At 72.0% G+C, this 12,512-nt stretch carries 11 protein-coding genes; 7 read left to right on the forward strand and 4 right to left on the reverse strand.

Translation table 11 applies throughout. From position 1 onward, the window contains the following. Positions 1-151: 151 nt before the first annotated feature. On the forward strand, positions 152-433 hold the full coding sequence (locus ACHBTE_RS13275) for a hypothetical protein (RefSeq protein WP_394723960.1): 282 nt from the start codon (positions 152-154) through the stop codon (positions 431-433). A gap of 131 nt (positions 434-564) precedes the next feature. Here ACHBTE_RS13275 and ACHBTE_RS13280 read toward each other — a convergent pair whose 3' ends face one another. After that, complete coding sequence (locus tag ACHBTE_RS13280; RefSeq protein WP_394723961.1) at positions 565-1,158, reverse strand: TetR family transcriptional regulator; 594 nt, start codon at positions 1,156-1,158, stop codon at positions 565-567. A gap of 228 nt (positions 1,159-1,386) precedes the next feature. On the opposite strand from ACHBTE_RS13280, the gene ACHBTE_RS13285 reads away from it, so the two are divergent. Beyond that, complete coding sequence (locus ACHBTE_RS13285) at positions 1,387-2,928, forward strand: FAD-dependent monooxygenase (protein ID WP_394723962.1); 1,542 nt, start codon at positions 1,387-1,389, stop codon at positions 2,926-2,928. A 73-nt stretch (positions 2,929-3,001) separates the two neighbouring features. Here the strand turns inward: ACHBTE_RS13285 and ACHBTE_RS13290 are convergent, their stop codons facing one another. After that, positions 3,002-3,517 (reverse strand): MarR family winged helix-turn-helix transcriptional regulator, encoded by a 516-nt coding sequence (locus ACHBTE_RS13290; protein WP_394723963.1) that lies wholly within the window; start codon positions 3,515-3,517, stop codon positions 3,002-3,004. Positions 3,518-3,648: 131 nt separating this feature from the next. On the opposite strand from ACHBTE_RS13290, the gene ACHBTE_RS13295 reads away from it, so the two are divergent. The 3 genes from ACHBTE_RS13295 to ACHBTE_RS13305 are packed head-to-tail and all read left to right on the forward strand — an operon-like array spanning position 3,649 to position 6,561. Then, positions 3,649-4,629 carry an EamA family transporter gene (locus ACHBTE_RS13295; protein ID WP_394723964.1) on the forward strand — a complete coding sequence of 327 codons (981 nt, stop codon included), beginning with the start codon at positions 3,649-3,651 and terminating at the stop codon, positions 4,627-4,629. A gap of 57 nt (positions 4,630-4,686) precedes the next feature. After that, entirely contained in the window at positions 4,687-5,637 is a 951-nt protein-coding gene (locus ACHBTE_RS13300; protein WP_394723965.1) for a DMT family transporter, read from the forward strand. Positions 5,638-5,652: 15 nt separating this feature from the next. Continuing rightward, the gene (locus ACHBTE_RS13305) at positions 5,653-6,561 is read left to right on the forward strand and encodes a LysR family transcriptional regulator (protein WP_394723966.1); all 909 of its coding nucleotides are present in this window, start codon (positions 5,653-5,655) and stop codon (positions 6,559-6,561) included. Between the two features lie 465 nt (positions 6,562-7,026). Here the strand turns inward: ACHBTE_RS13305 and pepN are convergent, their stop codons facing one another. Further along, positions 7,027-9,603, reverse strand: a complete 2,577-nt coding sequence (gene pepN, locus ACHBTE_RS13310) for an aminopeptidase N (RefSeq protein ID WP_394723967.1) — start codon at positions 9,601-9,603, stop codon at positions 7,027-7,029. A 141-nt stretch (positions 9,604-9,744) separates the two neighbouring features. Then, positions 9,745-10,761, reverse strand: coding sequence for an aspartate-semialdehyde dehydrogenase (locus ACHBTE_RS13315; protein WP_394723968.1), 1,017 nt, complete (start codon positions 10,759-10,761; stop codon positions 9,745-9,747). A 347-nt stretch (positions 10,762-11,108) separates the two neighbouring features. Between ACHBTE_RS13315 and ACHBTE_RS13320 the strand changes: the two genes are divergently transcribed. Both ACHBTE_RS13320 and ACHBTE_RS13325 read left to right on the forward strand, forming a co-directional pair. After that, positions 11,109-11,651, forward strand: coding sequence for an RNA polymerase sigma factor (locus tag ACHBTE_RS13320; RefSeq protein WP_394723969.1), 543 nt, complete (start codon positions 11,109-11,111; stop codon positions 11,649-11,651). A gap of 1 nt (position 11,652) precedes the next feature. Beyond that, positions 11,653-12,432 (forward strand): hypothetical protein, encoded by a 780-nt coding sequence (locus ACHBTE_RS13325; protein ID WP_394723970.1) that lies wholly within the window; start codon positions 11,653-11,655, stop codon positions 12,430-12,432. The last annotated feature ends 80 nt before the right edge of the window (positions 12,433-12,512 follow it).

Genomic DNA, 12,512 nt, shown 5'->3' on the forward strand with positions numbered 1-12,512 from the left:
CCGGTGGGGTGGCCGGCGGTGTGCCAGGCTCGGGCCGGGCGGGGCGAGCGGCGGTGTGCCGGGCGTGTGGCGAGTGGGTCGACCGACGTGCGGCGGTTCATACGGGACCCCGGGCGCGCGGCCCCTCGCGGGGTTCTGTACTTTTGGGATCGTGGACAAGAAGAACGCCCTGCGCGCCGGCGCCCTGGCTGCCGGTACGACGCTGATGATGCTGCTCATGTCGTCCCCCGCGCTCGCGCTCACGCGTGACGACGGCGACGACCCCGGTCAGGGTCTGAGCGTGATGGAGACGGTGACCCAGTTCGTCCTGGCCCCCACCGTGCTCTTCGCGGTCATCGCGGGCCTGGTCATGGTCCTGGACCGGTCGCACAAGCAGAAGGACACGACCAGCTCCAACATCCGGACCAAGGCCCAGGCCGACGCCAAGGTCTGACGCGAGGCTCTTCGAGTCCGCAGCGCACTTTCCCGAGGGCGCCGACCCCGTCGTACGTACGCGCATCCCCGCCGTACGTGGAGACGAGGCCGGCGCCTTCGGCATGTCCACGGGCGGCCCGCCGGGCTCGCTCACGCCGGATACGGCGCCGTCAGATACCGCTGCACCGTGGGTGCCAGCCAGGCCACTACCTCCTCGGGAGGCAGCGCCGCCGCGGGCTCGAACCGCAGCACATAGCGTGTGAGCGCCAGCCCCAGCAGCTGTGACGACACCAGCGCGGCCCGCGCCGGGGCCTGCTCGGGGTCGGGGCAGACCCGGCGGGCGAGCGGTAGCAACTGGTCCCCGAAGATGCCCCGCATGCGTTCGGCCCCGGCCTGGTTGGTCACGCCGACCCTGAGCAGCGCCGTGAGCACCTCGTTCTCCTCCCACATGGCCAGGAAGTGGCTCACGAGCGCCCGGCCGGCGTCCTGCCGGGTCAGCGACGCCGGATCCGGCAGCCGCAGATCGATGGCGACCGCCGCCGCGAACAGGCCCTCCTTGTTGCCGTAGTAGCGCATCACCATCGACGGATCGATGTTCGCGTCCTTGGCGATGGCGCGGATGGTGGCGCGCTCGTAACCGTCCGCGGCGAAGCGTTCGCGGGCCGCCTCGAGGATGGCGGTGCGGGTCGCGTCGGAGCGGCGGGGCGGAGTGGGGCGCGGGGCGGGGGGCGTGCTCTCGGTCATGCCGACGATCGTAGGCCAACGTGTGTGGGTCAACATGCGTGGGTCAACATGTGTGGGTCAACGCTAGTTGGCCAACATGTGTTGACGTGACCGTGGGGGCGACCTACGCTTGTCAACAAACGTTGGCCAACACAGGTTGGCCAACACGCGACGGTCAACGTGCGTCGGTCAACGTGCGTCGGCCGACATGCGTTGACCAACGAGTGTGGACAGCCAGAGGAGGCCGCCATGACCGGCACCGAGATCGGCACCGACGCAAGTACCGGCACCGTCAGCACCACCCACCCCGTCATCGTCGTCGGCTCCGGTCCCACCGGCCTGCTCCTGGCCGGGGACCTCGCCGCCGCCGGCGTCCCCGTCACCCTCGTCGAGAGGCGGCCCCGAGAGATCAGCAATCTCTCCCGCGCCTTCGGAGTGCACGCCCGCACCCTGGAGCAGCTCGACGCCCGCGGGCTCGCCGAACGACTGATCGCCACCGGCAGCACCATCACCGAGCTGCGGCTGTTCCGTCGCCTCGCCCTGGACCTGGGCACGCTGCCGTCCCGCTTCCCGTTCCTGCTGATCACCCCGCAGTACGAGGTGGAGCGGCTGCTGGAGGAGCGGGCGCGCGAGGCGGGCGTGGAGTTCCTCTTCGAGAGCGAGGTGGTCGGGCTGCGGCAGGACGGCAGCGGGGTCGATCTCGACATCCGCGGCGCGGACGGGGCGGTCGTGGGCCGTCGCGCGGTCTATGTCGTCGGCGCGGACGGCCACCGCAGTGCCGTACGCCGGGCGCTCGGTCTGCCGTTCCCCGGCGTCTCCGTCATCCGTTCCCTGTTCCTGGCGGACGTCCGTCTCACCGAGCGGCCGGACAGCGTGCTCACGGTCGACGGCGCCGGCGACGCGTTCGCGATGATCGCGTCCTTCGGGGACGGCTGGTACCGCGTCATGGGGTGGAACCGCCGTAACGAGACCCCCGACGATGCCCCGCTCGACCTGGACGAGGTCAAGGAGGTCACCCGCCGCGCCCTGGGCACCGACTACGGCATGTGCGAGGCCCGTTGGCTCTCCCGTTTCCACAGCGACGAACGGCAGGTGCCCGAGTACCGGGTCGGGCGCGTCTTCCTCGCCGGTGACGCCGCGCATGTGCACTCACCGGCCGGCGGTCAGGGCATGAACACCGGTCTCCAGGACGCCGCCAACCTCGGCTGGAAGCTCGCCGCGGCCGTCCAGGGGTGGGCGCCCGACGGGTTGCTGGACACCTACCAGGCCGAGCGTCATCCCGTCGGCAAGGCCGTGCTGCGCAGCAGTGGCGGGCTGGTCAGGCTGGCCCGCGCGCAGAGTCCGGCGCTGCGTGCCGTGCGAGCAGTCGTCACCGCCTTTCTCCATGCCGCCCGTCCCGCCCGGGCGAAGGCCCTCGCCCAGATCTCGGGCATCGGCTACTCGTACGACGCCCCGCGCGGCTCCCATCCGCTGGTCGGCACCCGTGTCCCCGACGTGGCCCTGGAGAGCGGTCGCCTCCATGAGGCGCTGCGCGGCGGACGGTTCGTACTGATCGAGCCGGCGGCTCGGCCGGCTCGGGAGGCTTCGAGGGCCCCGGGGGCTCCGACGGCGTACGGGACTTCGACGGCGTACGACGGGCAGGGCGCCCGCCGCGGTCGGCTGACCGTGGAACGCTGGGCGAGCGGGCGGCGTACGACCGTGCTCGTGCGGCCCGACGGGTACGTGGCCTGGGCGGCGGACGACGCGGACGCGGCGATGGTGGAAGGGGCGGTCACCGCCCACCTGGGGTGAGTCGCGCGGGCGCCGAGGTGCCTCCAGCCAACCCGCCCGGCCAACCCTCCCGGGCAGCCCTCACGACCGCCACTCACCGAGACTCGTGCGTCCCCGCGAGCAACTCCCTCAGCAGGTCGGCCAGTTGGCCGGCCTGTTCGTCGTTCAGGGCCGACAGTACCTCCGTCTGGACGGCGAGTCCGGCGGTGACGGCCTCGTCGACGAGGGCCAACCCCTCCTCGGTGAGGGTGACTTGGAGGCCCCGGCGGTCGTGCGGGTCGGGGGAGCGGCGCAGCAGCCCCGCTCGCTCCAGCTTGTCGAGGCGGCCGGTCATGCCGCCTGTCGTGAGCATCAGTGTCGCCGAGAGCTCGCGCGGCGGGAGCGTGTACGGCGCGTCGGACCGGCGCAGCGTCGCCAGTACGTCGAACTCGCCGCGCGAGATGCCGAACCGGGCGTAAGCCGTGTCCATCCGGCCGCCCACCGCGTGGGTGAGGCGGTAGATCCGGCCGAAGACCTCCATCGCGGTCGTGTCGAGGTCGGGGCGGACCCGCGCCCACTGGTCGATGATCGCGTCGACGGCGTCCTCGCGTCGGGGCGGTTGTGCGCTCATGGGTCGAGTATCGGCCGCGGGACGGTCGGCCGCAAGAAAGTGGCTTGACGGCAAGTTGCTTACAGCTAAGCTACTTTCTACTGACCGATTCGGTCGTCCGCCGTTCCGGGATCCGTCGAAGGGCGCAGCCCATGGCCGCCAACCGCGCACGCCTCATACTCCTCACCGCCCTCGCCCCCGTCTCCTGGGGCACGACCTACGCCGTCACCACCGAGTTCCTGCCGGCCGACCGCCCCCTGTTCACGGGGCTGATGCGCGCCCTGCCCGCCGGTCTGCTGCTGCTCGCCCTCGCCCGGGTGCTGCCGCGCGGCGCCTGGTGGTGGAAGTCGGCGGTGCTGGGCGCTTTGAACATCGGCGCCTTCTTCCCGCTTCTCTTCCTCTCCGCGTACCGGCTGCCGGGCGGCATGGCGGCCGTGGTCGGCTCGGTCGGCCCGCTGTTCGTCGTTGGCCTGGCGGCGCTGCTGCTGGGGCAACGGCCCACGATCCGGACGGTGCTGACCGGGGTCGTGGCGGCGTTCGGCGTCAGCCTGGTCGTGCTGAAAGCGGCGGGCGCGCTGGATGCCGTCGGGCTGCTGGCGGCGCTCGCCGCCACCGCGGCCATGTCCACCGGCACCGTCCTGACCAAGCGATGGGGGCGCCCGGACGGCATCGGTCCGCTCGCCCTCACCGGCTGGCAGCTCACCGCGGGCGGTCTGCTGATCGCGCCCCTCGCCCTGCTGGTCGAGGGTGCCCCGCCCGCGCTGGACGGCGAGTCGATCGGCGGCTACCTCTACCTGGCGGTGGCGAACACGGCGGTGGCGTACTGGCTGTGGTTCCGCGGCATCGGCCGGCTCAGCGCCACCCAGGTCACCTTCCTCGGTCCGCTGTCCCCGCTGACCGCCGCGGTCGTCGGCTGGGCGGCCCTGGGCCAGGCGCTGACCGCGCTGCAACTGGTGGGCATGGCGCTGGCGTTCGGGGCGACGGTCGCGGGGCAACTCCGGGCGGGTGGTGGCGGTGCGGGTCGGGCGACGCCCGGCCGACCCGGCGCGAGCCGCCGCGGTTCGTTCACTTCTACTGAAGAGAGTCGTCGAAAAGATTCGATGGACGTGACAGGTGGGGCACTGCGACGGTAGATCGAGTCCGATCTCCGACCAGCCTCCGGCCAGTCTCCGACCAGCGAAAGGATCTCCGTGACCGTCGTCCTCTCCAGGACAGCCACCTCGAAGTCACGTTCCGACGACACCCGGGCAGCCGCCCGCCCGTCTCTCCCGAAGGGGGCGGCGGTCGGCTTCCTGCTCGCCGCCCTCGCCACCGTCGTCTGGTCCGGCAGCTTCGTCACCTCCCGCGCGCTGCACGACAGCGTGCCGCCGGTGCAGCACGCGTTCTGGAGGTGGGTGGTGGCGTTGGTCGCGGTGGCGCCGTTCGGAGCGCGCCAGGCATGGCGGCAACGGGCGTCGATCCGCCGTCACTTCGGCTTCGTGCTCCTCGCCTCGCTGCTCGGCGTCGCCGCCTACAACACCCTCGTCAACCAGGCCGGGCTGACCACACCCGCCGCCAACATGGGCATGATCATGGCTGCTTCACCGGTCCTGATGGCCCTGTTCGAGCGAGCCGCGGGCGTACGGCTCGGCGGGCGCCGGGTGGTGGGGCTGCTGACGGCCTGTGCGGGGGTCGTCCTGCTGATGGCGGAAGGGCCGGGCGGGGCCCGTTTCGCGGCGGGGGACCTGTGGATGGTGGCGGCGGCCTGCTGTTTCGCCTCCTACAGCGGCCTGTTGCGGCGCAAGCCCGCGGAACTGGGGGGTACGGCCTTCCTGTTCACGACCTTTCTGCTGGGCACGGTCCTGCTGCTGCCGGTGCACGGGGTGTCGCTGGCGGTGCAGGGCGGCTTCGAGCCGACGGCCGGGACGGTCCTGCCGATCCTCTATGTCGGGGTCGTCTCGTCGGCGGTCGCCTTCTTCGCCTGGAACCGGGCGATCGCGCTGGTCGGACCGAGTCGCGCGGGGCTCGTCTACTACCTCCAGCCGGTGTGCGTGGCCCTGCTCTCCTGGGCGTTGCTCGGTGAGGCGACCGGCGGGACACAGGCGGTGTGCATGGCGCTGATCCTCGGCGGGGTCGTCCTGGGGGCGTCGGGGCGGCGGTGACGTAGGTTGCGGGCCATGACCGAGTGGGACATCCGCAAGCTTCAGATCCTTCGGACGCTGCGGGAGCGGGGGACCGTGACGGCGACGGCCGAGGCACTGCGGATGACGCCGTCGGCCGTGTCGCAGCAGCTGACCAACCTGGCCAAGCAGGTCGGGGTGCCGCTGTTGGAGGCGCACGGGCGGCGGGTGCGACTGACGGACGCGGCGCGGCTGGTGCTGCGGCACGCCGAGGCGGTGTTCGAGCAACTGGAGCGGGCAGACGCGGAGTTGGCCGCGTATGTGCGCGGCGACGTGGGGGAGGTGCGGGTCGCGGCCTTCTCCACGGCGGTGCCCGCACTGGTCGTGCCGGCCGTGCGGGAGCTGCGGGCGGCGGCACCCGGGGTGGTGGTGCGGGTGCGGGAGGCCGAGGCGGGGGAGGCGTACGAGTTGCTGGCCGCCGGCGAGGTCGACCTCGCGCTGTCGCTCGCCGCGCAGGCGCCGACCGTGGGGGACGGCCGCTTCACGCGGGTGCCGTTGGCGGCGGATCCGCTGGATGTCGCGCTGCCTCGGGAGCACCGGCTGGCGAACGCCGAGGAGGTGCGGCTGGCCGATCTCGCCGGGGAGGACTGGATCTTCGGGGGGAGCGGGCCGTGGTCGGACATCACGCGGGGGGCCTGCGAGGCGGCCGGGTTCAGCCCCCGGCAGGGGCATTCGGCGGCCGGGTGGACGGCGATTCTGGCGATGGTGGAGGCGGGGATGGGGGTGGCGTTGGTGCCCCGGATGGCCGCGGTGGCCAGGGGCGGGGCGGCCATGCGGGAACTGGACGCGGACCGGCCGGTACGGCATGTGGTGGCAGCCGTGCGCAGGGGCAGCGAGGCGGGGACTGCGGTGGGAAGGGTGCTGTCGGCTCTGGAGACGGCCGCTGCGGGACCGGCTCGGGGGTGACCCGGGGCGGGCCTCAAGGGGACCCGAGCCGCACTTCAGCCGACCGACCAGCGACGCGGCTGCCCCCAGCCCGGGTGGCTGCCCCCAGCCCAGGTGGCTGGCCCGGCGCTGCCACCCGCACTCCGCATGGCTGCGGATGTCCCGCACTCCGCATGGCCGTGGACGTCCCGCACTCCGCATGGCCGTGGACGTCCCGCACTCCGCATGGCCGTGGATACCCCGCGCCCCGCATCGCAGTGGATGCCCCGCGCCCCGCATGGCCGTGGATGCGCCTGACGGGCTTGAGCACCTCGATGCCGGCCTCCTCGCCCCGCTCGGCCCCCGCACCGCATGGCCGCGGAGGCCCCCGCCCCGCATCCCCGCGGATGCCCCCCTTCCCGCATCCCCGCGGCGGATACCAACCAGGGGGCGCCCGGAGCCATTCCCGGGCGCCCCCCTGGGGCGTGCGGCTGGGGCTGCTGCCTGCTACTGCCCTGCCGCCGCGTCGGCCGCCTGGGCCTTCAGGGCCCGTTCCACGCCTGCCCGGGACTCCGAGATGAGGCGGCGCAGGGCCGCGTTCGGCTCGGCCGAGGTCAGCCAGGTGTCCGTCTTGGCCAGGGTGTCCTCGGAGACCTGGAGGGTCGGGTACAGACCGACCGCGATCTGCTGGGCGATCTCGTGCGAGCGGGCGTCCCAGACGCCCTTGACCACCTCGAAGTACCGGTCCGTGTAGGGCGCGAGGAGCTCACGCTGGTCGGTCTGGACGAAGCCGCCGATCACCGCTTCCTGAAGGGCGTTGGGCAGCTTGTCGGAGTCGATGACCGACGACCAGGCCTCGGCCTTGGCCTCGGCGGTCGGGCGGGCCGCCCGGGCCGTGGCGGCGTGCCGCTCACCGGCCGCCGTCCTGTCCCGCTCGTACTCGCCGGCGATCTCCGCCTCGTCGAAGCGGCCCACCGCCGCCAGCCGCTGCACGAACGCCCACCGCAGCTCCGTGTCGACGGCCAGGCCCTCGACCGTCAGCGAGCCGTCCAGCAGCGCCTCCAGCAGGTCCAGCTGCTCCGGCGTACGGGCCGTCGCCGCGAACGCCCGCGCCCACGCCAGCTGGTGGTCGCTGCCCGCCTCGGCGGCACGCAGATGGGCCAGCGTGGCGTCGGTCCAACGGGTCAGCAGCGCCTCGCGGGCGGCCGGGGCGGCGTACAGCTCGATCGCCAGCTTCACCTGGCGCTGCAGCGACTGCACGACGCCGATGTCGGACTCCTTGCCGATGCCCGACAGCACCAGCGAGAGATAGTCGCGGGTGGCGAGCTCTCCGTCGCGTGTCATGTCCCAGGACGACGCCCAGCACAGGGCCCGCGGGAGGGAGGCGTCGAAGTCGCCGAGGTGCTCGGTGACGAACGCCAGCGACTCCTCGTCCAGGCGGACCTTCGCGTACGACAGGTCGTCGTCGTTGAGGAGGACCACGTCCGGGCGGCGCTTGCCGACCAGCTGCTCGACGGCCGTCAGCGCACCGTCCACGTCCAGCTCGACGCGCTCCTCGCGCAGCAGCTTGCCCGACTGCTCGTCGAGGTTGTACAGGCCGACCGCGATCCGGTGCGGACGCAGCGTCGGCTCGCCCTTTGCGCCGGCCGGCAGCGCCGGGGCCTCCTGGCGGATCCCGAACGACGTGATCACACCGTCGGCGTCCGTCTCGATCTCGGGGCGCAGAACGTTGATCCCCGCCGTCTCCAGCCACTTCTTCGACCATGCCTTCAGGTCACGGCCGGAGGTCTCCTCCAGCGCGCCCAGCAGGTCGGACAGCCGCGTGTTGCCGAAGGCGTGGCGCTTGAAGTACGCCTGGACGCCCCGGAAGAACTCGTCCTCGCCCACATAGGCGACGAGCTGCTTGAGGACGGAGGCGCCCTTGGCGTACGTGATGCCGTCGAAGTTGACGAGCACGTCGTCCAGGTCGCCGATCTCGGCCATGATCGGGTGCGTGGACGGCAGCTGGTCCTGCCGGTACGCCCAGGTCTTCATGGAGTTGGCGAAGGTGGTCCAGGACTGCGGCCAGCGCGACTCGGGGTGGGCCGCCTGGCAGGCGATGGAGGTGTAGGTGGCGAACGACTCGTTCAGCCACAGGTCGTTCCACCACTCCATGGTGACCAGGTCGCCGAACCACATGTGGGCCAGCTCGTGCAGGATGGTCTCGGCACGCGTCTCGTACGCCGCGCTCGTCACTTTGGACCGGAAGACGTACTGGTCGCGGATGGTCACCGCGCCCGCGTTCTCCATCGCGCCCGCGTTGAACTCCGGCACGAACAGCTGGTCGTACTTCTCGAACGGGTACGGGAAGTCGAACTTCTCCTGGAACCACTCGAAGCCCTGCCGGGTGACCTCGAAGATCGCGTCCGAGTCGAGGTACTCCGCGAGCGAGGGCCGGCAGTAGATGCCGAGCGGGACGGACTGGCCATCCTTCTCGTAGACGCTGTGCACCGAGTGGTACGGGCCGACGACGAGGGCCGTGATGTACGTCGAGATGCGCGGCGTCGGCTCGAACGACCAGACGTTGTCCGTGGGCTCCGGCGTGGGCGAGTTGGAAATGACCGTCCAGCCCTCGGGGGCCTTCACGGTGAACTGGAAGGTCGCCTTCAGGTCGGGCTGCTCGAACGACGCGAAGACGCGGCGGGCGTCCGGGACCTCGAACTGGGTGTACAGGTACGCCTGCTGGTCGACCGGGTCGACGAAACGGTGCAGACCCTCGCCCGTGTTGGTGTACGCGCAGTCGGCGACGACACGCAGGACGTTGCGGCCCTGGAGCAGACCGGGCAGCGCGATCCGGGAGTCCTTGAAGACCTCGTCCGCGTCGAGCGGATCGCCGTTGAGAGTCACCTCGTGGACGGCCGGTGCCACCAGGTCGATGAAGGAGTCGGCGCCGTTTTCCGCGACATCGAAGCGCACCGTGGTCACGGACCGGTAGGTGCCGCCCTCCTGCGCGCCGGAGAGGTCGAGATCGATCTCATACGAGTCAACGGTGAGCAGCTTCGCCCGCTGCTGCGCCTCGTCGCGAGTCAGGTTTGTGCCAGGCACGCGGTCATCTCCTCGATATGTGTGGGTTGCGCCATCCTTCCATGGGAGCTGCACGGAGCGCGATGGGCGTTACCGCAGTGGGCGTGAGGTGCGCAAAGGGGCGCCCCACCCGGGGCGCCCCTTACCTCGTCCGTACGGGTGTCAGCCCTTCAGCTCGGCCGCCACCAGCTCCGCGATCTGCACGGCGTTCAGCGCCGCGCCCTTGCGGAGGTTGTCGTTGGAGACGAACAGCGCGAGACCGTGCTCGACCGTCTCGTCGGAGCGGATGCGGCCGACGTACGACGGGTCCTGGCCGGCGGCCTGGAGCGGGGTCGGGACGTCGGAGAGGGCCACGCCGGGGGCGCCGGCCAGCAGTTCCTTGGCGCGCTCCACATCGATCGGGCGGGCGAAGCGGGCGTTGATCTGGAGGGAGTGCCCGGAGAAGACCGGGACGCGCACACAGGTGCCGGAGACCTTCAGCTCGGGGATCTCCAGGATCTTGCGGGACTCGTGGCGGAGCTTCTGCTCCTCGTCGGTCTCGTGCAGACCGTCGTCGACGATGGAGCCGGCCATCGGCAGGACGTTGTACGCGATCGGGGCGACGTACTTGTTCGGCGCGGGGAACTCGGCCGCCGAACCGTCGTGCGTCAGCTTGGGCGCGTCGTCGCCGACCTTCTTGACCTGCTCGAACAGCTCGTCGACGCCCGCGAGACCCGAACCCGACACCGCCTGGTAGGTGGCCACGACCAGGGCCTGGAGGCCGGCCTCGGCGTGCAGCGGACGCAGCACCGGCATCGCGGCCATCGTCGTGCAGTTCGGGTTGGCGATGATGCCCTTGGGGCGGTCGGCGATCGCGTGCGGGTTCACCTCGGAGACGACCAGCGGGACCTCGGGGTCACGGCGCCAGGCCGAGGAGTTGTCGATCACCACGGCGCCCTGGGCGGCGACCTTCGGCGCGAGGGCCTTGGAGGTGGAGCCGCCCGCGGAGAACAGCACGATGTCCAGGCCGCTGTAGTCGGCCGTCGTCGCGTCCTCCACGGTCACGCCGTCCAGGACCGTCCCCGCCGAGCGGGCGGAGGCGAACAGGCGCAGCTCGGTGACCGGGAAGTCGCGTTCCGTGAGGATCCTGCGCATGACCGTGCCGACCTGTCCGGTGGCTCCGACGATTCCGACCCTCACGGTGACTCCTTCTACGTGGCTTGTCCGTGCCTGCGGCATGGCCGAGGCGTTTCCATCATGCGGTGCGCCGCGGCCCGCCTGTCCAATTGTTTGACCTGGATCTTCAACCGGCGGGACGCGCCGGGCCCTGGTCCAGGTTCCGCATCTGCGGCTCCCACCCGGTCCGGGCTGGAGAAATTGGTCCGACGGCGGCCCCGCACCGCAAGCTCACCTGCCCGACCGCCACCGGGCTACGCGGCGGTGTGACGTACACCTCTGTGCAGCGATGAGAAGTCCTGGGAAATTCCATCGAACGTTCTGGACCGTCCGGGCGTCACAGTCACAACACGGCGAGGGGAGGGGTGGCTGTGCTGCGCAGAAAGGCCCGCCGCGGCCAGGGGGGCGGTGCCGTCCAGGACGTACTGGACGATCCGCTGGACGCGGCCCAGGAGCGTCGGGTGCGGGCGGTGCTCGCGCTCGGCGGAGTGCCGCAGACGGACCTGCCGGACGGGGTGCAGCAGGTCCGTCTGCGGCTGCTGGAGCGGGCCGCGAGCGGTCGCGAGGCGCCGCGGGACGTGTCCGCCTGGGCGGCGGTCGTCGCCTCCAACCTCGCCATGGACTGGCACCGGGCGAAGAAGCGCCAGGAGCGGCTCGGCGAGCGGCTCGCCTCCCTGCGCGAGCCCGCGACCCCCTCTGGCGAGGACACCAGCGTGCTCTCCCTCGCGGTCGCCCAGGGCCTGGACGACCTGCCCGACGCCCAGCGTCAGGTCGTCGTCCTGCGTTTCTACGCCGACCTGCCGGTGCGCGGGATCGCCGAGGAGCTCGGCATCCCCGAGGGCACGGTCAAGAGCCGGCTGCACACGGCGGTACGGGCCCTGCGCGCCCGCCTGCACGAGGACGAGGTGGTGTGACATGACCGCCGAGAACACAGGCCGGGACGGCCACGACGAGGACAACGGTCACGACGAATACAACGGCTACGACGGATACGAGGGCGGGGGCGGCGCCGACGCGCTGCTGGCGGCGATCACCGGCGAACCGCTGCCCGACGAGGCCCGCGCGGACGCCGCGTTCATGGCCGAGCACCGGGCGGCCACCGCCGACGTGACGCTGCTGCGGGAGCAGCTGGTCGTCATCGGCGACGCCCTCGCGGCACCGCCGCCCGCGCCGCAGCCGGCCCCGGCCCGCCCCGCGCGGGCTCGCCGCCGGACCCTGCGGCTCGCGTACGGCAGCCTCGCGGTGGCCGCCGCGGCATCCGTGGTCGCCGGTATGGGCTGGCTCGTGGCACAGGGCGGAGGCGATGCCCTCGACGCCGGGGGCAGCAACGACGCGGCCAAGTCCCAGGCCGACGAGCGCACCGCCTTCGGCAGCCCGGACTACCTGGCCTGCGCCGTCGTCGTCGCCGAGGGTGACGTCACCTCGGCCGAACCCCTGGACGATCCGGGGCTGGTGCGCGTCGGCGTGCACGTGACCGTCTACTACAAGGGGGACGAGCCGCGCCCGACCGACGTCAGTTATGTCGTGGACGCGGCGGACACCGGTGACATCGCCGAGGGCGACCGCGTGCTGTTCGGCATCCCGAAGGACGCGACCGCACCCGACCACTGGGCCGTCGGCGAGGAGCAGGTCGCGCTGGAGCGGGCCTGGCTGAAGACCTCGCTGGCCGAGTCCCGAGGGGCCACCTGCTCATGAGGACCTGCACATGAGGACCTGAGCACGAGGACCTGCGCATGAGGAAGGGCGGGCGCCCACCGGACGCCCGCCCTCACCGC

Source organism: Streptomyces sp. M41, assembly GCF_043673425.1.
GTDB lineage: Bacteria > Actinomycetota > Actinomycetes > Streptomycetales > Streptomycetaceae > Streptomyces.

Bases quoted from the DNA above. Each gene is read 5' to 3' on its own strand.
- ACHBTE_RS13285 (WP_394723962.1), top strand. From the start codon at position 1,387: ATGACCGGCACCGAGATCGGCACCGACGCAAGTACCGGCACCGTCAGC.
- ACHBTE_RS13295 (WP_394723964.1), top strand. From the start codon at position 3,649: ATGGCCGCCAACCGCGCACGCCTCATACTCCTCACCGCCCTCGCCCCC.
- ACHBTE_RS13280 (WP_394723961.1), bottom strand. From the start codon at position 1,158: ATGACCGAGAGCACGCCCCCCGCCCCGCGCCCCACTCCGCCCCGCCGC.
- ACHBTE_RS13305 (WP_394723966.1), top strand. From the start codon at position 5,653: ATGACCGAGTGGGACATCCGCAAGCTTCAGATCCTTCGGACGCTGCGG.
- ACHBTE_RS13325 (WP_394723970.1), top strand. From the start codon at position 11,653: ATGACCGCCGAGAACACAGGCCGGGACGGCCACGACGAGGACAACGGT.
- ACHBTE_RS13290 (WP_394723963.1), bottom strand. From the start codon at position 3,517: ATGAGCGCACAACCGCCCCGACGCGAGGACGCCGTCGACGCGATCATC.